Origin of the sequence: Antricoccus suffuscus, assembly GCF_003003235.1 — a bacterium.
GTDB classification, from domain to species: Bacteria; Actinomycetota; Actinomycetes; order Mycobacteriales; family Antricoccaceae; genus Antricoccus; species Antricoccus suffuscus.
The window spans coordinates 96,868-118,049 of the sequence record NZ_PVUE01000015.1 but is presented as its reverse complement, the minus strand read 5'-3'; the positions used below and the strand labels follow the sequence as shown (position 1 = coordinate 118,049).

General features: G+C 65.4%; 17 protein-coding genes. All 17 read right to left on the bottom strand.

Translation table 11 applies throughout. From position 1 onward, the window contains the following. Positions 1 to 618: 618 nt before the first annotated feature. A complete protein-coding gene (tyrS, locus tag CLV47_RS16225) occupies positions 619 to 1,899 on the bottom strand; it encodes a tyrosine--tRNA ligase (protein ID WP_106350103.1) in 1,281 nt (426 codons plus the stop codon). 92 nt (positions 1,900 to 1,991) lie between these two features. Then, complete coding sequence (locus tag CLV47_RS16220) at positions 1,992 to 2,609, bottom strand: DNA-3-methyladenine glycosylase (RefSeq protein ID WP_106350102.1); 618 nt, start codon at positions 2,607 to 2,609, stop codon at positions 1,992 to 1,994. Next, on the bottom strand, positions 2,591 to 4,027 hold the full coding sequence (gene argH, locus CLV47_RS16215; protein ID WP_272946803.1) for an argininosuccinate lyase: 1,437 nt from the start codon (positions 4,025 to 4,027) through the stop codon (positions 2,591 to 2,593). The genes CLV47_RS16220 and argH overlap by 19 nt, the downstream gene beginning before the upstream one ends. 2 nt (positions 4,028 to 4,029) lie before the next feature. Beyond that, positions 4,030 to 5,235, bottom strand: coding sequence for an argininosuccinate synthase (locus tag CLV47_RS16210; protein WP_106350117.1), 1,206 nt, complete (start codon positions 5,233 to 5,235; stop codon positions 4,030 to 4,032). 86 nt (positions 5,236 to 5,321) lie between these two features. Next, positions 5,322 to 5,831 (bottom strand): arginine repressor, encoded by a 510-nt coding sequence (locus CLV47_RS16205; protein ID WP_238145473.1) that lies wholly within the window; start codon positions 5,829 to 5,831, stop codon positions 5,322 to 5,324. Next, positions 5,810 to 6,733: an ornithine carbamoyltransferase gene (argF, locus tag CLV47_RS16200; RefSeq protein ID WP_106350100.1), complete on the bottom strand. Its 924-nt coding sequence runs from the start codon at positions 6,731 to 6,733 to the stop codon at positions 5,810 to 5,812. Before argF ends, CLV47_RS16205 begins: the two co-directional genes overlap by 22 nt. After that, positions 6,733 to 7,899 carry an acetylornithine transaminase gene (locus tag CLV47_RS16195; RefSeq protein ID WP_106350099.1) on the bottom strand — a complete coding sequence of 389 codons (1,167 nt, stop codon included), beginning with the start codon at positions 7,897 to 7,899 and terminating at the stop codon, positions 6,733 to 6,735. Before CLV47_RS16195 ends, argF begins: the two co-directional genes overlap by 1 nt. Further along, positions 7,896 to 8,825: an acetylglutamate kinase gene (argB, locus tag CLV47_RS16190; protein WP_106350098.1), complete on the bottom strand. Its 930-nt coding sequence runs from the start codon at positions 8,823 to 8,825 to the stop codon at positions 7,896 to 7,898. Before argB ends, CLV47_RS16195 begins: the two co-directional genes overlap by 4 nt. Next, a complete protein-coding gene (gene argJ / locus CLV47_RS16185; protein ID WP_106350097.1) occupies positions 8,822 to 9,973 on the bottom strand; it encodes a bifunctional glutamate N-acetyltransferase/amino-acid acetyltransferase ArgJ in 1,152 nt (383 codons plus the stop codon). The genes argB and argJ overlap by 4 nt, the downstream gene beginning before the upstream one ends. Beyond that, positions 9,970 to 10,998, bottom strand: coding sequence for an N-acetyl-gamma-glutamyl-phosphate reductase (gene argC, locus CLV47_RS16180; RefSeq protein WP_106350096.1), 1,029 nt, complete (start codon positions 10,996 to 10,998; stop codon positions 9,970 to 9,972). The genes argJ and argC overlap by 4 nt, the downstream gene beginning before the upstream one ends. 93 nt (positions 10,999 to 11,091) lie before the next feature. Next, positions 11,092 to 13,587: a phenylalanine--tRNA ligase subunit beta gene (pheT, locus tag CLV47_RS16175; protein ID WP_106350095.1), complete on the bottom strand. Its 2,496-nt coding sequence runs from the start codon at positions 13,585 to 13,587 to the stop codon at positions 11,092 to 11,094. Continuing rightward, entirely contained in the window at positions 13,587 to 14,654 is a 1,068-nt protein-coding gene (gene pheS, locus CLV47_RS16170) for a phenylalanine--tRNA ligase subunit alpha (protein WP_106350094.1), read from the bottom strand. The genes pheT and pheS overlap by 1 nt, the downstream gene beginning before the upstream one ends. A gap of 167 nt (positions 14,655 to 14,821) precedes the next feature. After that, positions 14,822 to 17,908, bottom strand: a complete 3,087-nt coding sequence (locus CLV47_RS16165; RefSeq protein ID WP_106350093.1) for a DEAD/DEAH box helicase — start codon at positions 17,906 to 17,908, stop codon at positions 14,822 to 14,824. A gap of 88 nt (positions 17,909 to 17,996) precedes the next feature. Next, on the bottom strand, positions 17,997 to 19,409 hold the full coding sequence (locus CLV47_RS16160; RefSeq protein ID WP_106350092.1) for an amidase: 1,413 nt from the start codon (positions 19,407 to 19,409) through the stop codon (positions 17,997 to 17,999). A 183-nt stretch (positions 19,410 to 19,592) separates the two neighbouring features. Further along, entirely contained in the window at positions 19,593 to 20,444 is an 852-nt protein-coding gene (locus CLV47_RS16155) for a TrmH family RNA methyltransferase (RefSeq protein ID WP_106350091.1), read from the bottom strand. 51 nt (positions 20,445 to 20,495) lie between these two features. Next, on the bottom strand, positions 20,496 to 20,870 hold the full coding sequence (rplT, locus tag CLV47_RS16150; RefSeq protein WP_106350090.1) for a 50S ribosomal protein L20: 375 nt from the start codon (positions 20,868 to 20,870) through the stop codon (positions 20,496 to 20,498). A 43-nt stretch (positions 20,871 to 20,913) separates the two neighbouring features. Continuing rightward, the gene (rpmI, locus tag CLV47_RS16145; protein ID WP_106350089.1) at positions 20,914 to 21,108 is read right to left on the bottom strand and encodes a 50S ribosomal protein L35; all 195 of its coding nucleotides are present in this window, start codon (positions 21,106 to 21,108) and stop codon (positions 20,914 to 20,916) included. Positions 21,109 to 21,182: the final 74 nt, after the last annotated feature.

Sequence of the window (21,182 nt, the reverse complement as noted above, 5' to 3'; positions counted from 1 at the left end):
GGAGGCACAACAAGAAAACAGGTCCAGCACCAGGGGTTAAATAATTTGGCACTGACTTTCAAGTACGCTGTTGAGTTCTCAAGGTTCGGACGCACACCCCACTACCAGCCTCTCGGCAGTCACAGGGGGCAACCTGCAAAACCTTACCAGAACCAATTTCGACGCTTTGACCGGGGTCTTAGTGTCTTTGGACTGTTCGGTTTTGGTCGTGCTATTTTCTTGCGTTCCGCGTGCGATCGCGGACCTCTGAGTCTAGCAGACTTAGCGGCCGTCAGTATCGTGCGGATTGCTTTTCGAACAGTGCAATGTCGCTTGGTTCCCATCCGGCTGGGCGAACCCTCGTCATGCGAGTTAATGTCCGCTGCGTGATGATCAGCTTGGTGCATTGCGTGCGATCCGCCGGCTGCTGTTCTCGAACTTCGGTCTGGACCGGAGTCGGTGCGTTTCCGCCTGGCTGTTCGCGTTGTTCGGTGAAGCAATAAGAACTTTAGGCGCCCTCGAGGCGGCTGTCAATTCGATGGCATGTGACCTGAGGCACCAGTGGATTGAATGGCATCTGACCTGGGATTCTTCTGTTTCGAAGGTGCGACGCGGTCCCCGCCGAACGCCGTACGAGCTTCAGCGAACCCGCGCGCCCGCCACCGTGCGTTTGCCGCGACGTAAAACGACCAGCGAACCGTGCAGCAGATCACCGTCTTCGAGACGCTGTTCTGGGTCTTCGACTCGCACATTGTTGAGGTACGCACCGCCCTCTTTGATCGTCCTACGAGCCTCACCAAGGCTCGGCACCAGCCCGGTCTCCTTCATCATGAACGAGACCCGTGGCAGGGTCCCCTCGTCGCTGCTGGCCGCGACCTCGGCGATCCCTGCCTCCTGCAGTGCCGCGACCAGCACGCTCTCATCGATGCCGGCCAACTCGCCCCGGCCGAAGAGGGCCTTCGCGGCGTCCTCGGCCGCGTGCCGTTGATCCGAGCCATGCACCAGATCGGTGAGCTCGTCGGCGAGGGCACGTTGCGGAATCCTCAGGTGCGGCGCCGCCTCGCCCTCGGCGATGAGACCCTCGATCTCCTCACGGGTCCTCAGGCTGAACGCCTTCATCCAGCCGGCAATGTCCCGGTCGTCGGCGCCCAGCCAGAACTGGTGGAACGCGTACGGCGAGAACATGTCCGCATCAAGCCACACTGCCCCACCCGCGGTCTTCCCAAACTTCGTACCGTCGGCCTTGGTGATCAGCTTGGTGGCCAGTGCGTGCACATGGGCACCTTCTACCCGCCGGATGAGATCCACTCCGGCAGTCAGGTTGCCCCATTGGTCTGAGCCGCCGGTCTGCAGAGTGCAGCCGTAGCGGCGAAACAGCTCGAGGTAGTCCATCCCCTGCAGGATCTGGTAGCTGAACTCGGTGTAGCTGATACCGGATTCGGAGTTCAGCCGGGCGCTCACCGACTCTTTAGCGAGCATCCGGTTGACCCGGAAGTGTTTGCCGATCTCGCGCAGGAAGTCGATTGCCGAGAGCGGTTCGGTCCAGTCGAGGTTGTTGACCAACTGTGCGGGGTTATCGCCCTCGAAGTCGAGGAACCGCGACACCTGGCTCTGCAGGCGCTCGACCCACTCGGCGACAAGCTCTTTCGGGTTGAGTTGGCGTTCGGAGGTACGCCCGCCCGGGTCCCCGATGAGTCCGGTGCTGCCGCCCACCAGTCCCAGCGGCCGATGCCCGGCCAATTGGAACCGCTTCAGCGTGATCAGCTGCAGCAGGTTGCCGTGATGCAGGCTCGGCGCGGTGGGGTCGAATCCGACGTACACGGTGATGGGACTCTCGTCCATCGCCACGCGCAAGGCGCCCAGGTCGGTCGTGTCCGCGATGAGATCGCGCCAGGCGAGGTCGTCGAGCAGGTGCGTCACAGGTAGTCCTTCGTTCTGGTGGCTCGAGATTCACAGGATCGCGCGGATGAAGTCACGGATCGCGGGTTGATCATATGTGGCGGACCGGGAGCTCAGGACTCGATCGTCGCGCGCGGGCTGCGTTTGTACGCCGATACCGTCGGGTCGCCAGGAATCCAGAACCGCCATGGCACCTCTGCCGCCCGGGACACGCCCACTCGGGGCCCGGCCTCGATCGGTACGTCGTGGCCACCGGATCGGAGGTATATCCGGGATCGCGCGCTGCACAGGTCGGTGCCGAGGTCGTCTCGTCCGATGCCGGCCGCGAGCGTCAGACACGCCGGGCCACGTGCTAGGCCGCGCGCTTGAGCGACCTTCGGACGTCGGGCCCGCGCCAGCGCCTCGTTCTCGACGACTTCGGCGGCGCGCAGCAACACCCCACCGGCTGCCCCGTCAGGACCGCAAACCGTGTTGGCGCAGTAGTGCATCCCGTAGGTGAAGTAGACGTAGAGATGACCGGCGGGACCGAACATCACCTCGTTGCGTGGCGAGGGTCCGCGGTAGGCGTGCGAGGCCGGATCGTCCTGGCCGCAGTACGCCTCGGTCTCGGTAATCCGCAGCGTGACCGGACCTTCGGGGCTGACCGTAGTCAGCAGCGTGCCCAGAAGGTCCGGCGCGACGTCCACCGGGGAGCGTTCAAAGAACGCCCGGGTCAGTCGGCGACGAGCCACGATCGCTGCATCGCCAGGGAGGCTTTGATGCGTTCGGCTTGTTCGGCGACGCGTACAGGCGCCGTACCGCCGTGGGTCGACCGCGACGCGAGCGCGCCCTCGACGGTGAGCACGTCCATGACCTCAGCGGTCAGCCGAGCATCTACCGATGCGAGATCCTCGGCGGTGAGGTCGTAAAGCTCACAGCCTCGCTCATCGCAGAACTGTACGGCGGCACCACTCACCTCGTGCGCCTCGCGGAACGGAACACCCTGGCGCACAAGCCATTCGGCCACGTCGGTTGCCAGCGCATGTCCGGCGCCGGCACCCGCGGACACACGAGCAGCGTCGACGGTCATCGTGGCGATCATTCCGCTCACCGCCGGCAACAGCATGAGCAACTGTTCGACACTGTCGAACGTGCACTCCTTGTCTTCCTGCAAGTCCCGGTCGTACGCCAGCGGCAACGCCTTGAGCGTCGTCAGCAACGACACCAGGTTGCCCACGAACCGGCCGGTCTTGCCACGAGCGAGCTCGCCGATATCGGGGTTCTTCTTCTGCGGCATGATCGACGAGCCGGTCGCCCACGAGTCATGCAGCCTGACCCAGCCGAACTCGGTCGTCGTCCACAGCACGACCTCCTCGCCGATCCGCGACAGGTGTACGCCGATCATGGCGGCCGCGAACAGGAACTCCGCGACATAGTCCCGGTCGGAGACCGCGTCGATCGAGTTGTCGGCGGGCCGGTCGAACCCGAGGTCCTTGGCTACCGCGCCGGGATCGAGTTTGAGCGAGGAGCCGGCCAGCGCCCCGGCACCGAGCGGGCTCACCGCGGCGCGTTTGTCCCAGTCCCGCAGGCGATCCACGTCGCGGGCGAAGGCATGCACGTGCGCGAGCAGCTGGTGTGCGAACAGGATGGGCTGCGCATGCTGCAGGTGCGTCATGCCTGGCGCCACGACGTCGGCGTACTCGTTGGCCTTGCCCAGCAGTGCCTCTTCGAGGTCGACTACCGCGGCGGCAATCTTGCGCACGTTGTCACGCAGATAGAGCCGCAAGTCGGTCGCTACCTGATCGTTGCGGCTGCGCCCGGCGCGTAGCTTGCCGCCCAGTGTGCCGAGGCGCTCGATCAGGCCGCGCTCGAGCGCCGTGTGCACGTCCTCGTCCTCGACCTTGGCCTGGAACGTGCCGTCGGCGACGTCCTTCTCCAGCGAGTCCAACGCACCGAGCATCTTGGCGAGCTCATCGTCGTCGAGCAGCCTCGCCGAGTGCAGCACCCGCGCGTGTGCCCGCGAGCCCTCAATGTCGTAGGGCGCGAGCCGCATGTCGAAGTGCACCGACAGCGACAATGCAACCATCTGCGGCGACGGGCCGCTCGAGAACCGGCCGCCCCACAGGCGGGTCGTTGCCGGCTCGCCTGGTGGGGTCGCGTTGTCAGCCACGGCTACTTGCCACCGAGCCGCTGCTCGCGGGCGGAGTCGAGCTTGGTCGACAAGCCGTGCAGCTCGATGAAGCCCTTCGCCATGGACTGGTCGAAAGTGTCGCCGGTGTCGTACGTCGCGAGGTTGAAGTCGTACAGCGAGTGGTCCGAACGCCGACCGGTCACGACCGCGCGACCGCCGTGCAGCACCATCCGGATCTCACCGGTCACGTGCTGCTGGGTGTCGGTGATGAACGCGTCAAGGGCCTTCTTCAGCGGGGAGAACCAGAGACCGTCGTACACCAGCTCGCTCCAGCGCTGAGAGACGCCGCGCTTGTAGCGGGCCAGTTCGCGCTCGAGGGTGACCGTCTCGAGCTCCTCGTGAGCGGTGAGTAACGCGATCGCGCCGGGAGCTTCGTAAATCTCGCGGCTCTTGATCCCGACGAGACGGTCCTCAACCATGTCGAGACGTCCCACGCCTTGCGCGCCGGCGCGCTCGTTGAGCTGTTCGATCGCCTGCAGCATCGTGACTTTTTTGCCATCGATCGCGACCGGAGCACCCTTGTCAAAGGTGAGGATGACTTCGTCCGCATCCCGCTGGACGGAAGGGTCCTGGGTGTATTCGTAGACGTCCTCGATCGGTGCGTTCCAGATGTCCTCGAGGAACCCGGTCTCCACGGCCCGGCCCCAAACATTCTGATCGATCGAGTACGGCGACTTCTTCGTCGTCTCGATCGGCAGGCTGTGCTTCTCGGCGTACTCGATCGCCTTGTCACGGGTCAGTGCGAGGTCGCGCACTGGCGCGATGCACTTGAGTTCCGGGCCGAGCGCCTGGATGCCGACCTCGAAGCGGACCTGGTCGTTGCCCTTGCCGGTGCATCCGTGGGCAACGACGTTGGCGCCGTACTTATGCGCGGCGTCGACAAGGTGCTTGACGATGACGTTGCGGGAAATCGCCGACACGAGTGGGTAACGGTCCATGTAGAGCGCCCCGGCTTGCAGCGCCGGGAGGCAGTACTCGTCCGCAAACTCGTCTTTGATGTCGGCGACGACGGCCTCGATGGCGCCGCAGTCGAGCGCGCGCTGGCGAATGACCTCCATGTCCTCGCCGCCCTGGCCGACGTCACCGGCGACCGCGATGACGTCCGAGCCGGTCTGCTCCTTGATCCAGCCGATGGCGACGGAGGTATCGAGACCTCCGGAGTAAGCCAGTACGACGGTGTCAGCCATTGTGTGTTTCTCCTGCTTCTTGTTGAATAGTTCGCCTGGTACGGCGGTCAATCATGTGCGTGTTGATGTGGGTCGGATTCGGGCGATCAGGCGGCTCCACTGATGTTGCGCAACTGAGCGGCGAGGTTCTTGGCCTTGGTCGCATCCGGCGTGATCACCATGATCGTGTCATCCCCGGCGATCGTACCGACGACCTGCGGTAGGCCGGCACGATCGAGCGCCGAGGCCAGGAAGTTGGCGGCGCCGGGCGGCGTACGCAAGACCACGAGATTCTGGGCGTGCGCCGCGTCGGTGAGCAACTCGGACAACAACCGGGTCAGCCGGGCGCCGGGCTTCTCGGCCTTGAACGGCGTCGGCATCCCGTCCTCGTTGATCACGTAACGCGCGGTCTGCCCTTCCGCGCTGCGGATCTTGGTCGCACCCACTTCCTCAAGATCACGAGAAAGCGTCGCCTGCGTGACCTTCAGGCCGTTGGCCGACAGCAGCTTCGCCAGCGTCGTCTGCGAGGTGACCGTCTCGTTTTTGATCAGCTCGATGATCTTGGCGTGCCGTGCGATACGGGTATCCGGTGCGGTCATCGCCGTTCCAGAAGCCATACCAGCAAGGCTTTCTGGGCATGCCGACGGTTTTCGGCCTCGTCCCAGATCGCCGACTGCGGGCCGTCCAGCACGCCTTCACTGATCTCCTTGCCGCGGTACGCCGGCAGGCAGTGCAGCACGATTGCCTCCGCGGAGGCAGTGGACAGCAGCGACTCGTTGACCTGGTAAGGCACGAACGGCGCCTCACGGTCCGCGGCTTCAGACTCCTGGCCCATCGACACCCACGTATCGGTGGCCAGCACGTCCGCGCCGGTCGCTGCAGCTCCCGCATCGGTGGTGACCATGACGGAACCGCCGGTGGTCTCGGCGATCGCCTGCGCATCGGCAACCACCGCCGCATCCGGCTGAAACTCCTGTGGCCCAGCGACTCTGACATGCATGCCAGCGGTCGCGCCGCCAAGCAGGTAGGAGTGCGCCATGTTGTTGGACGCGTCGCCGAGATACGCCAGGGTGCGCCCGGCGGCACTGCCGAACCGTTCGTTGACGGTCTGCAGGTCCGCGAGGATCTGGCACGGGTGGAATTCATCGGTCAGCGCGTTGACGACCGGCACGGCGCTGGCTTGTGCCATCTGTTCGATACGTGTCTGCCCGAAAGTCCGCCACACGATCGCCGAGCACTGGCGGTCCAGAACCCTTGCGGTGTCGGCGATCGGCTCGCCTCGGCCGAGCTGGCTAGTCGCGGCATCGATGACCAGCGGATAGCCGCCGAGCTCCGCGATACCGACCGAGAACGACACGCGGGTGCGCGTCGAACTCTTGTCGAAGATGACGGCGACTGCCTCGGGCCCGTCCAGTGGCCGCTTGGAGTACGGCGCCGCCTTCAGCTCGGCAGCGAGGGCGAGAACCTCCGCCTGCTCAGCGGGCGAGAGGTCGTCGTCGCGCAGGAAGTGTCGTGCCACTACTCCCCCTTCAAGGCGTCCGGGAGCGCCGCCACGAACGTGTCCAGCTGGGCGCGGTCCACAATTAGCGGCGGCGCAAGCCGGATGGCGTTCGGAGCGACGGCGTTGACGAGGAATCCCTTGTCACGCAGATTGTTTTGCGCCGTACCGGCAACGTCGGCGCTGAGCCCAATGGCGCGCAGCATGCCCTCACCGCGCACTTCAGTGACGAGGGGGTGGCCAAGTGCGGTGACCGCATCGACCAGATGTGCGCCGTTGTCCTTCGTGCGCGACAGCAGGTCCTCATCGACGACGGCGTCGAGCACGGCCAGTGCCGCGGCGGCGCACACCGGGTTACCGCCGAACGTCGTACCGTGGCTGCCCGCAGTAAACAGATCGCCCGCCGCACCGAACGCGATCGTCGCCCCGATCGGCATTCCGGCACCGAGGCCCTTAGCCAACGTGATCACATCGGGCTGTAGATCGTCGCTCTGGTAGGCAAACCAGTTGCCGGTGCGCGCAATGCCGGTCTGCACTTCATCGAGCACGAACAGCGCACCGACCGCGTGCGCGCGGTCCTGTACGGCGCGCAGGTATCCCGCCGGAGGGACCTGGACTCCGCCTTCGCCCATGATCGGCTCAAGGATGACCATCGCGGTCTGCTCGTCGATCGCGGCAACTGCGGCGGCAGTGTCGCCGTACGGCACGTGCGTAACATCGCCGGGCAACGGCATGAACGGCGCTTGTTTGGGCGGCTGACCAGTCAGCGCGAGCGAGCCCATCGTGCGCCCGTGGAATGCGCCCTCGGCCGCGACGATCTTGGTGCGCCCAGTGAGCCGCGAGATCTTGAAGGCCGCCTCGTTGGCCTCGGCACCGGAGTTGCAGAAGAACACCTTGCCTTCGCGCCCGGTCAACGCCAACAGCCGTTCGGCCAGCGCGATCGTCTTGTCGTTGCCGTAGAGGTTGCTGGTGTGCCCAAGCAGCTTGATCTGCGATGACACCGCCTCCACCACCCGAGGATGGGCGTGGCCGAGGATGTTGACCGCGATCCCGGCCAGCAGGTCGAGATACTTGTTGCCCTCATCGTCGAAGACGTAGGCCCCCTCGCCGCGCACGAGTGTGATCGGCGGTGTGCCGTAGTTGTTCATGAGGCTGTGGTTCCAGCGCTCGGTGTACGACGTACTCATGCGATCACCTCTGGTTGTTGGTCTGCGGTAGTGGGTGGGTCGGGCACGACCATCGTGCCGTTGCCTTCATTGGTAAACACTTCGAGAAGGACCGAGTGCGGATTGCGCCCGTCGATCACGGTCGCGGTCGGAACTCCGCCGTCGACCGCGCGCAGACAGGCTTCCATCTTGGGGATCATCCCGGCCTGCAGGCTCGGCAGCATCGCCGCAAGCTGCGAACTGGCGATCTCGCGCAGCAGCGACGACTTGTCCGGCCAGTTGGCGTAGACGCCTTCGACGTCGGTCAGGACGACGAACTTCTCGGCCTTCAATGCGACGGCGAGCGCGCTGGCCGCGGTGTCGGCGTTCAGGTTATGGATCACGCCGTCGGCATCTGGAGCGACGGTCGACACGACCGGGATCCGGCCGGCGCCGATGACATCGAGGATCGCGTCGCTGTTGACCGATTCGACATCGCCCACCAGCCCGAGGTCGACCTCCTCGCCGTCGATCGTGGTGCCGCGGCGTACTGCGGTAAACAGTGATGCGTCCTCTCCGGACATGCCGACCGCGACCGGGCCGTGGCTGTTGATCAGGTTGACCAGGCCGCGCTGGACCTGCCCGACCAGCACCATGCGTACGACGTCCATCGACTCCTCGGTCGTCACCCGCAGGCCGCCGCGAAACTCCGACGTGATTCCGAACCGATCCAGCATGGCGCTGATCTGCGGGCCGCCGCCGTGTACGACGACCGGCTTGATGCCGACGGTCCGCAAAAACACCATGTCCTCGGCGAAGGCGGCCTTGAGCGCGTCGTTCGTCATCGCGTTGCCGCCGTACTTGACGACCATGATCTTGCCGGCAAACCGTCGCAGCCATGGCATGGCTTCGATGAGTACGGCGGCCTTGTCGGCGACCGGCATCGAGTCGAGCATCTCCGAGCTCATGTGGAGTACGCCGAGTTTTCGTGCACGTAGTCGTGCGTGAGGTCGTTGCTCCACACGGTGACTTCCGCGTCGCCAGCCTTGAGATCAATGAGGATCTCGCACTTGCGCGGCGTCATGTCAACGGACTCGGGATCCGCGGCGCCCTGGCCGTCCTTGCACACCCAGATGCCGTTGATCGCGACGTCGAGCTGGTGCGGTTCGAACGCCGCGGTCGTCGTACCGGCCGCCGCAAGAACCCTGCCCCAGTTGGGATCATTGCCGAACACAGCGCACTTAAACAGGTTGCTGCGCGCGACCGACCGGGAAACCTCCAGCGCATCGGCTTCGCTGGCCGCGTGCGTGGTGGTGATGTAGAGATCGTGCGAGGCGCCCTCCGCGTCCTGCATCAACTGCAGCGCGATGTCGACGCACACGCTGCTCAGTGCATCGGTGAACTCTGCGAGATCTGGGCTGATCTGCGCGGCGCCGCTGGCCAGCAGTGCGACCGTGTCGTTGGTGGACTGACAGCCATCGGAGTCGAGCCGGTTGAAGGAGGTCGCGCAGGCGACCCGCAGCGCCTCGTCGAGCTGCGCCGGCGCGAGGTCGACGTCGGTGGTGATGACGATGAGCATCGTGGCGAGCGCCGGCGCGAGCATGCCCGCGCCCTTGGCCATCGCGCCGATCGACCAGCCGGGGCCGTCGTAGGTCGCCTGCTTGCTGACCGTGTCGGTGGTCATGATCGCGGTGGCGGCGGCGTCAGCACCGTCGGTGCTCAGTGCGGCCACGACATTAGGTACGGCGGCAAGCATCTTGTCGGCGCTGAACAACGGGCCGATGAGCCCGGTCGAGCAGACCAGTACGTCGCCGGACGAGATGCTCAGCTCGGTCGCGAGCGCCTCGGCAGTCGCGTGCGTGAGCTGAAAGCCTGGCGCGCCCGTGTAGCAGTTCGCCCCGCCGGAATTAAGGATGATCGCGGCCACTTCGCCGTCTTTGATGACCTCTTCGCTCCACAGGACCGGATTGGCCTTGCACCGATTGGAGGTGAACACGCACGCCGCCGCGTGGCTCGGACCGTCATTGACGACGAGCGCCAGGTCGGACTTGCCGCTGTCCTTGAAGCCGGCGGTGACGCCGGAAGCCCGGAATCCCTTTGGTTTGGTGACGCTCACGGGGCAACTCCTGCGGTCGGTAGGCCAATGTGCTCGTCGAGGCCGAGGGCGAGATTCATGCTCTGGATGGCGCCACCTGCGGTGCCTTTAGTTAAGTTGTCGACCGCTCCAACTGCGACCAGCCGGCCGGCGTCGGCATCGGCGGTCACCTGGATGGCGACGTTGTTGGAGCCGAGCACGCTTGCCGTGGTCGGCCACTGGCCCTCGGGCAGTACGTGCACGAAATCCTCTGCGGCATAAGCCTTTTCATAGACGGCCCGCACGTCCTGCGCGCTCACTCCGTCATGCAGCGGCGCCGAGCAGGTAGCGAGGATGCCCCGCGACATCGGCACGAGCAACGGCGTAAACGACACCGTCACGGGGTCCGTGGTGAGCGCGCCGAGGTTTTGGATGATCTCCGGGGTGTGTCGATGCGTGCCGCCGACGCCGTACGCCGACACCGACCCCATGACTTCGCTGCCGAGCAGATTGGCCTTGAGGGATTTGCCGGCGCCCGACGTACCCGAGGCCGCGACGACGACGACGTCCGGTGTGACGATGCCGGCCTGGACGGCCGGCGCGAGCGTGAGCGTGGAGATTGTCGGATAGCAGCCGGGGACCGCGATCCGCTTCGCCGTACGCAATGTCGCGCGATTGTCCCCGAGCTCGGGCAGGCCGTAGGGCCAGGAACCGGCGTAATTGCCGCCGTACCAGCGATCCCACGCCTCGCTGTCGGTGAGCCGGAAGTCGGCGCCGCAGTCGATGACGAGTACGTCGTCGGGCAGCTGCGCCGCCACCGCGCCGGACGCGCCATGCGGCAGCGCGAGGAAGACGACGTCGTGACCGGCAAGATTGTCGGCGGTCGTCTCCAACAGCTCGCGATCGGCAAGCGGGAACAGGTGTGGCTGGTGTGCGCCGAGCTTGGAGCCGGCGTTTTGGCCGGCCGTCAGGGCGCCAATCTGCACGTCCGGATGCGTCAGGAGTAGCCGGAGCAGCTCGCCGCCGGCGTAGCCGCTAGCACCGGCTACTGCAACCTTGTAAGTCATATGAATGATTATGCACTACTACGCAACTTTATTCATAATCGGGCTGCCTTTCAACTCCTTGTAGACATGTGCTCGGCGAACGAGACTCTGAGGTCAGCGGAGTACGGCGCCGAGCCGATCGGTGGCCGCGGTGATGACAGCCGCACGCAGGTCGGTCGTCTCTTCGCTGTCCAGGGTGCGGTCGACGGCCCGAAACGTCAGCGCGTAGGCGAGGCTCTTCTTGCCCTCTCCCACCTGGTCACCGGTGAAGACGTCGAACAGCCGCACCGACTCGAGCAGCGGGCCGGCGGCATTCTCGATGACGGCCTGCACGTCGGCGGCCGGCAGCGCGGCATCGACGACCAGCGCGATGTCCTGGGTGGCCGGCGGAAACGTCGAGACCTGCGGCGCCGTATGCCCTTCGAACCGACGAGCTATCAGCGCGCCCAGGTCGATCTCGGCCGCGCAGGTACGACGCGGCAGGTCGAGCGCCTCGCAGACGGCCGGGTGGATCTCTCCGGCGTACCCGATGAGCGTGCCGTCGGTCAGCGACACCGACGCACAGCGCCCCGGATGCCAGGGCGCGACATCTGCCTGCGCGAGCACGATCTGTGCGCCGAGAGCGTCGGCGGCGGTTTGTACGGCGCCGACCGCGTCCTGCCAGCCCACGTCCCGCGACGGCTGCGACCAGGTCGCGCGCTGGGACTTGCCGGCGATTGCGACGGCAAGGTGTGCGCGTTCGATCGGCATAGAGGCCGCGAGATCGGCGAACTGCTGCTCTGTCGGTACGACGGCCACATCCAGCGGCGGCGCGGGTGGGCGCGGCGCACCGTCCGGTTCGCGGAAGACGGTCCCCGTCTCGTAGAGCGCGACGTCCTCGAATCCGCGTCCATGGTTGCGGACGAGCGCCGCGAACAGGCCCGGCAGCAGCGTCGACCGCAGGGCGGTCTGGTCGGCGGCGATCGGGTTAGCCATCTGCACCAGGCGGCGGCGTACGTCGTCTGCCGGGATGCGCAGCGCATCGAGCGCGGCCTCGTCGTGGAAGCTCATCGACGGTGTCTCCACGAAGCCGCTGTAGGCGACGGCCCGCGACACCTGCCGCCGGGCGCGCTGCTCGGCGGTGAGACCGGTGCCCGGTTTCGCCGCGGGCAAGATGACCGGGACGTTGTCGTAGCCGTCGATCCGCGCGACTTCCTCGGCGAAGTCGGGCATCTCGAGCAGATCCGGTCGCCAGGTCGGCGGCGTGACTCTCAGCAGTTCCCCGGCTTGCTCGACGGTGCAGCCGACCAAGCTGAGCGTGCGGGTCACGGTCTGCAGGTCGTAGTCGACGCCGACGAGCTTGTTGATCCGGGCGGGGTCGATCTGTTGCGGCGCAGGCAATCCCGGCTGACCGGCGAGGGTGATGTGCTGCTCGGGTTGCGCACCGCCGTACTTGCTCAGCAGGTCGCTGGCCAGCGCGATCGCGACCGGACCGGTGACCGGGTCGACGCCACGTTCGAACCGGCGGCCGGCCTCGCTGAGCAAGTGATGGCGGCGTACGGACCGGCTGATGGTGACCGGGTCGAAGTATGCCGCCTCCAACAGGATGTCGGTCGTGCCGGCGTTGATCTCGCCGGCCTCGGCGCCCATCACCCCGGCGATGCCGTGCAGATGTTCGCCATCGGTGATAAGCAGGTCTTCGCCGGCGAGCAGCTCTCGTTTCACGTCGTCGATAGTGACGATCGACTCGCCCTCGGCGGCCCGGCGTACGACGATCTGCCCGGCGAGCCGATCCAGGTCGTAGGCGTGCATTGGCTGACCGATCAGCAGCATCACGTAGTTGGTGACGTCGACGGCCAGCGAGATCGGCCGCATGCCGCTGGCCAGCAGCCGGGTGCGCATCCACATCGGCGACGGCGCCGACGGGTCGAACCCGCGCAGCACGCGGGCGGCGAACGACCCGCACGCGTCGTCCTCGATGGTGACGGGGAACCCTTGCCCGGCAGGCGGTGCCGGTACGTCGGCCGGATCGGTGAACGGCGCGTCGAGCTTCGCCGCCAACTCGCGGGCGAGGCCACGGACCGACAGCTGGTAGCCGCGATCTGGGGTCGGCTCGGTGACGAAAATGACGTCGTGCAGCCCGAGGTAATCGACCGCGTTGGCGCCGATCGGCGCGTCCGCAGGGAGCACGAGAATGCCGTCGTGGTCGTCGCCGATGCCGAGCTCGCGCGAGGAGCAGATCATCCCGTCGGAGGTCTTGCCGTAGGTCTTGCGCGCCGCGATCCGGAAGTCACCCGGCAGTACGGCGCCCGGAAGCGCGACCACGACCCGGTCGCCCACGGAGAAGTTTTGCGCGCCGCAGACGATGTCGCGGATCTCAGGCTCGTCGGCGGTCGCCGTACCCTCGGCGCGGACCCGCAGATGACAGAAACGGATCGGCTTCTTGAACTCCGTGAGTTCCTCAATGTCGACGACCTCACCGACAGACAGCCCATCGACGTCGTCGGGGCCGGCGGTGATGATCTGATCGACCTCGATGCCGGCGGAGACAAACAGGTCGGCGACCTGCTCACCGGACTTGCCGGCCAGCGCCGGGACGAGCTCGGTGAGCCAGGACAGTTGCGCCCGCATCAGGACTCCATTCCAAAGTGGCGGGTGAACCGCACGTCGCCTTCGACGAACTCGCGAAGGTCCGAGATGCCGTTACGGAACATGATGGTGCGGTCGATGCCCATGCCGAAGGCGAAACCCGAGTAGACATCGGGATCGATACCGGCTGAGCGCAGCACGTTGGGGTGGACCATGCCGCAGCCGCCCCACTCGATCCACTTGGGACCGCCCTTGGCCTGCGGGAACCACAGGTCGACCTCGGCGCTGGGCTCGGTGAACGGGAAGAAGTGCGGACGCAGCCGGGTCTTGGCCTCGTCACCGAACATCGCCTTCGCGAACCGGTCGAGCGTGCCACGCAGATGCGCCATACTGATGCCTTTGTCCACGGCAAGACCCTCGACCTGCGAGAAGACCGGCAAGTGCGTGGCATCCATCGGATCATCGCGGTAAACCCGGCCCGGTACGACGACGTACACCGGCAGCTCGCGCTCGAGCAGCGTGCGAACTTGCGTGGGTGAGGTGTGAGTGCGTAGCACGACGCCGGCCGACTCGGGCTTGAGGAACAGCGTGTCATGCAGGCCGCGAGCGGGGTGATCACGCGGGATGTTGAGCGCGTCGAAGTTGTACCACTCCGGTTCGGCTTCCGGTCCGTCCGCGACCTCGTATCCCATTGCCACGAAGACGTCCGCGATCCGCTCGGCGGTGGTGGTGATCGGGTGCCGGGCGCCGACCGGCCGGCCAGAGACTGGCAGCGTGACGTCGACGGTCTCCTCACGCAAGACCTGCGCGTCGCGTTCGGCGTGCAGCGTCGTACGCCGCTCGTCAAAGGCTTGCTGGACACTCATCCGGGCCTGGTTGACGCGCTTGCCGGCGTCGGACTTGGCCTGCGGAGGGAGGGCGCCGATTTCTCGACGGGCCAGCGCGATCGGTGCCTGGTCACCCAAGTGCACAGGTTTAGCGGCAGCCAGCTCGTCGAGCGTGCGCGCTCCCTTGAAAGCGTCCAGCGCCTCGGTGACGGCTTGGCCCAGCGCCTCTGGCGAGAGCGCGGCCACCTGCTTCGGATCGTAGGGGTCGTTCGGTGCCGACATGGGGTCCGTTTCTACAAAGTGATTTCGAGGTGCAGTCCGGTCAAGCGATGTGCCCGGAATTCCTCTGAAGTTTATTGCCGACCCGCAGCCACCCGACGGGTGGCCTGGTTTCGCAGCACTCCGGCGACTGGTCGGAGGCCCGCAACATCAGCAGCTGGGCAGGCCGATCAGCTCACGGCCCGAGCCTGGTTCAGCATCCCAGGCGGCATTGGGCGACGCAGTTGCCAGGTGATCGCGATCGGTCGCTCGCCGCGTGATTCAACGAAATCGACGTCGCCAAGCAGCGTGTACGGCGCGCTCGCGCCAAACTCCCACAGCTTTTGTGGGCGTACCAACAACACGACCCTCGTACCGTTGGTGCGCTGTGTGAGGTAACGCTGACCGGTGGGCGAGGCGATCGACGTGCCCGACTGCGACTCCCAATGAAATAGCGAGGCGTTGATGGCGTAGTCGCGATACATCGTCGTCGATGAGAAGTGGTCTGGCGACTTCACCAGCGTCACCAGCAAGGCGTCGGTATCCAATGGCCGCGAATAGAACACGCCCTCGCGAAGATTTGACGGCACCCGCTTGATGGTCGCGTAGTCCAGCGCGGCCGCGATCTCCTCACGCGTGTAGCGCGCGTGTGAACGCAGTGGAGTGTCCGCCAACTGCTCCCCCAAAGGCTTCGCAAGATGCTGGACACGATCACGAGCCCAATCGAGGACCTGTCGGGCTTCGGCCCTGAACGCGCGCTCCTCCGTCAGCACCGCCAGTCCGTCGGCAACGCTGGCAAATCCGCCACCGTTTGGCCAGAGGGAGAAAAACAGCATTGCCGCCCACCGTCGCTGCGACCCATCGAGTTGCCGGAACCCGACCGCATCGTCGGCAAGTAGCAGCGAGTAGGTCCGGTGACGATCAACGTCATCAACATGCGCGAGTGCTTTGAGTCGTTTGAGCAGGTGATCTTGGTACTCGCCGCCCGGCAGAGTGTCGAGGCCCGCTTCTATCCGAAGTTGGGTGAACGAGCCCTTGGCGAGGAGATCTGACAGCTCCACCTCGGATTCGGCCAAGAATCCTTGGAGGTCGGTATCTCCCATGGCCCGCAGTTCGGCAACGAAGTGTCGCCAGCGAGTTGCGATCTGCGACTTGATGTTTTCCAGGACTTGCACCTGGGTTAGGTCGTCCAACACGATCTGGCATCCCGACGGCAGGTAGGGGAACCCTCGCTCGACCTGACTCTTGAGCGCCTTGCGAGAGCCTCCGACGATGGCGCCGAACCGCTGCGCCAGGTTGAACTCCTTGTTGTGGTGGCCGACGAAATCAAGGACTGTCAGAACTGGCTTGTCCGCGGTACGACGTAATCCGCGGCCGAGCTGCTGGAGAAAGATCGTCACGCTTTCGGTGGGGCGAAGAAACAACAGCGTGTCGACGTCAGGGAGGTCGACACCCTCATTAAACAAGTCCGCTGTGAACAGCACCACCACCTCGCGTTTGGCCAGTCGAGACCGCGCCGCCTGCCGCTGGTCCATCGGAGTGTCTCCGTGGACGGCAAGTGCAGGCAGGCCCGCCCGATTGAAAATGTCAGCCATGTATTTAGCGTGTTTGACGTCAACACAAAATCCGAGGGCCCGCATCCGCTCCGGACGAGCTATCTTGTTTCGCAACTCTTTGAGAATGATCCTGACACGTGCATCGTTGCCGGTGTAGACCCCGGACATCTCCCCCACGTCGTAACCACCACGGCGAAATCCGACTGCGGTCAGGTCGGTCGCGTCGGCGATCCCGAAATAGTGGAACGGACTGAGCAAGTCCGAGCTAAGCGCGTCCCAGAGTCGGAGCTCGTAAGCGGTCCGATTGTCAAAAAAAGTCCGGACGTCTACTCCGTCGCCCCGTTCGGGGGTGGCAGTCAATCCGAGAAGCTCGCGGGGCTCAAAGTGGTCAAGAATGCGCTGAAAGCTCGATGCTTCGGCGTGGTGAAACTCGTCTACGACAATCACATCGAACCCTCGAGGATCGATTCCAGCGAGGGTGTCGGCGCCGAGGGATTGCACCGATGCGAAGACATGCTGCCAGCGCGTTGGCCGAAACCCCGCAACAAACAGTTCACCAAATCCGCCATCGGAAAGCACTTCTCGGTAGGTTCTTAGCGCCTGGTCAAGGATTTCTTTGCGGTGCGCCACGAACAGCAGACTGGGGCGTCGCCCTGCGAGCACGGCCAGCCTTTTGTAGTCGAGCGCTGCCACGACGGTCTTACCGGTCCCTGTAGCGGCCACGACGAGATTGCGGTGCCGGTCGTATATCTGCCGCTCGACCTCAAGGGACTCGAGGATCCGCTCCTGGTGTGGCCACGGGTGCACCTCGAGACCGGACACGGCCAACGCACCGGTCTGCCGTCCTCGGCCAGCCGCGATATCGAGTGCCTGGTCAAGACGCTCCCCATCGGCGGGGGTGTAGCGCTCGAAGGCGGGGTCGTTCCAATAGGTGTCAAAGGTGGCCGCAAACTTCCGTAGCAGCTCGGGCGAGGCCGATGACGTCAAGCGCACGTTCCACTCAACCCCGTCGAGGAGCGCCGTACGTGAGAGGTTGGATGATCCGACGTACGCCGTATCAAATCCGGTGTTGCGTACGAAGCGCCAGGCCTTCGCGTGGAGACGGGTGCGCTGCGTCTCGTAGGTGATTCGTACTTCGGCGCCGAACTCCTCGATGAGGCGGTCCAACGCAAGACGTTCGGTCGACCCGAGATACGTAGTGGTGATAACCCGGAACTCGACGCCGCGCTCCTGGAGGATTCGCAATGGCTTCTCAAGAGTGCGTAAGCCGTACCACTTGATGAAGGCGCAAAGTAGCTCCACCCGGTCAGCCGAACCAAGCTCGGCAGAGATTTCGCTGCCCATCGTCGGCTCACCTTGCGCGTTTGTCAGCAACGCCGACTGAGACAACGGGGTCTGCGGAGCGTTGAGGTAAAGGGCCGGGCGTCCAGGTGTCACCCGCCGCAACAGCGACTCAAGCCGGCGCGGCTCCCCGTCGACTAAATCTTCTTCCGACCCAAGCAGCGCTATGACCTCGTTTGCCAGCTCCCCGCGCCGCTCCACACCAACTGCGTCGAATGCCTCCCGGGCCACTGAGCGGATATGCTGAGACAACAGTTCGGCAAGCTCCGGCGGCTCGATCTTGGAATCGCTCGCTACAAGTCCCGACTGCTCGACCCGCCGCAGCAGGGCGCGCGTGACAAGCGCGTCGTAGAAGCCCTCAGGCGCGATTTCGTCTGGCACGTGCCCAGGATGTCAGCTGCCTACGACACAGTCGCGCCTAACGCGCTCGAACAGCACACTCGTGGCCATTTCGTTCCCAGATGCACCGTCAGCAGACGGGTGGCCTGGTCTCGGCGTACCGGGTGGCCGTTTCGAAGAGCCGGGCGATCTGCAAAAGCTTCTTCTCGGCGCGGTATTGCGTCACTATCTGCAGGCCGATCGGCAGCCCGTCGTCGGTAAACCCGGCCGGCATGCTGATCGCCGGTGCACCGGTCGCCGAGATGTCACTGCAGGAACGCATCCACTCGAGGTACGTCGCCAGCGGCTGGCCGTTGATCTGCGTCGGGTACTCCATCGCGGTGTCGAACGGCGAGACTTGGGTGGTCGGCAGCAGCAGCGCGTCGTACTCGGTGAAGAATTCGCGGGTCCGCTGGTAGAGCTCCGCGGTCAGCGCCATGGCGCGGGCCAGGTCGGCGCCGCTGAGCTCCCGGCCGCGTTCGACGTTCCAGACGATCGAGTCCTTGAGCCCGCCGGGGTGCGCATCCAAGAGCGGTCCGAAGTTTGCGGCGAACTGCCATCCGCGGCGGATCAGGAATGCCTCGTTGGCGCCACTCAAGTCGAGCATGGCCGGGTGTACGTCGGCGCCGAGCGATGCGAAGGTCTCACCCGCCTTGTTGATCGCGGCGGCGATCTGGGCTTCAACGGGGGTCAGTCCGCCGAAGTCCGCCGAGATCGCGATCCGCAACGTCCCCGGCTCCATCGGCTCGATCCGGGCAAAGCTCGCGCCCGGCTCGTCGAGGGTGGCGGGAGCGCGCAGGTCGGGCCCGGCCATCGCGGACAACAGCAGCGCAACGTCCTCGACGCTGCGGGCCATCGGGCCTTGGACGGACAGCGAGAAGTGGCCGAAAGCGCCCGGTTCGCTCGGAACCCGGCCGGTCGTCGGGCGGAGCCCCACGACATTGCAAAACGCGGCGGGGTTGCGCAACGAGCCGCCCATGTCGCTGCCGTCGGCCAGTGCGGTCATCCCAGTCGCGAGGGACGCGGCCGCGCCACCGCTGCTGCCGCCGACCGTCTTGGTCAGCCCGTACGGGTTGTACGTCGTACCGAAGACCGGGTTGAACGTGTGCGAACCTGCCGCGAACTCCGGCACGTTGGTCTTGCCCATCGAGATCGCGCCGGCGGTGTGCAGCCGTTCGATCAGCAGCTCGTCGGTGTCGGGCACGTTGTCGGCCAGCAGCGGCGAACCGCTCGTCGTACGGATGCCTGCCGTGGCGTGGGTGTCCTTGTGCAGCATCGGCATGCCATGCAGGACCGGCAACGAATCGCCTTGCGTACGGCGTACGTCGGCGGCGTCTGCAGCGGCCAGCGCCGAGTCGGCGGCGAGCGTGACAACGGCGTTGATCTGTGGATTAACCCGGTCGATCTGGTCGAGAAAGGCCTGCGTCACCTCGCGCGAGCTGAGCTCGCCGGTGCTCATCGCGGCGGCGAGTTCGGTGGCGGGCAGGAAGCAGATATCGGTCATGGCGTTTCTCATCCTTCGGCTCGGGTACGGACCGTACGCTCGTCTCAGCATGACGCACAGCCTGGAGTTTGTGACTGGCCGGCGTCGGATGGTGCCGGATTTTGTGACGGACGGGCGCGAACTTTGTGACGGACGGGCGCGAACTTTGTGACGGACGGGCGGGAACTTTGTGACGGATGGCGGTTAGGGACGGTGGGCACGGGCCGAGGCGAACAGGCAGATCGCGGCCGCAGTCGAAAGGTTGAGGCTCTCGGCCAGACCGCGGATCGGGATCCGCACCCGTACGTCGGCGAGCGCGGCAAGCTCGTCAGGCAGTCCGTGCGCCTCGTTGCCGAACAGCCACGCCGTCGGCTTAGCCAGTATGCCGGTATCGATGATCTCATCGAGGTCCGCCGCTGCCTCGCCTTCGGTGGCGATCACCACCAGCCCGGCCTCCTGAAGTCGGCGTACCAGATCGGCCGGGTCGTCGGCGCGCGCGATCGGGACGTGGAAGATGCTGCCCACACTGGCCCGGACGGTCTTGCTGTTGTAAACATCGACCGACTCGCCCGCGACAAACACCGCGTCGGCGCCGGCCGCGTCGGCGCACCGGATGATGGTGCCGGCGTTGCCAGGATCGCGTACATCGACCGGGACCGCTACCAGCGGGACCTTCGGCAACGCATCGAGTACGTCGTCGACGGGTTTGTCCAGGATGGCGCACTGCGCGACAATCCCCTGCGGCGTCACCGCCTCAGACAGGCCGGCGAGGGCCTTGTCGGTGACCGCTACGACGCGAATATCGCGGTCGGTGGCGTCGTTGACGAGGTCGGCGTACGCCTCGAATGCGTGCGGCGCTGCGAAGATCTGGCGCACGACGACCCGGATTTCGCGCGGGTGCTTAGTGCGGTGCCATCGGACCGCCTCGCGCACGGCCTGCGGGCCGTCTGCGAGGAACTCTCCCGCCTCGGTACGGCGTGCCCGGCGTAATAGCTTGCGAGATGCGACAACCCGGGCACTTCGCTCGGTGGCGAGAGTGTGCCCGGGTTGTGTCATCGGTTCAGATTAGGCCATCGGCGTGAATCAGCCAGACGGACCCGAAGCGCGCTACGCGGCCTCGTTGATCGACGCGATGGCTTCCTTCGAAACCGCGACGAGCGCGGCGAAGGCGACCTCGTCGGTGGCAGCCAGATCGGCGAGGATCTTGCGGTCGACCTCGACACCAGCGGCCTTGAGGCCCTGGATGAAGCGGTTGTAGGTCATGCCGTTGGCGCGGGCGCCGGCGTTGATCCGCTGGATCCACAGCTGACGGAAGTCACCCTTGCGCGCCTTGCGGTCGCGGTAGGAGTACGTCGCGGAATGGAGCAGCTGCTCCTTAGCCTTGCGGTACAGGCGTGAACGCTGTCCGCGGTAGCCACTTGCGTCCTCAAGGACGGAGCGGCGCTTCTTGTGAGCGTTGACGGCTCTCTTTACACGTGCCATGAGTGCACCTTTTCTTTACTGAGTCTGAGATTTCGAGGGAGAGCTAGCGGCCGAGCAGCTTTTTCATCCGCTTGGTGTCGGCGGGGCTGAGTACCTCGATACCGTCAAGACGACGGGTGCGAGTGGACGACTTGTATTCAAACTTGTGCTGCCGGTTGGCGCGCTCGCGCACGAGCTTGCCCGAACCGGTGACGCGCACGCGCTTCGCGGTGCCCTTGTGGGTCTTCTGCTTTGGCATCTTGATCAGATTCCTTATGTCAACGCGGGAGTCCCGCATGTACCGACCAGAGGTTGCACTGATCGGCGTACGCC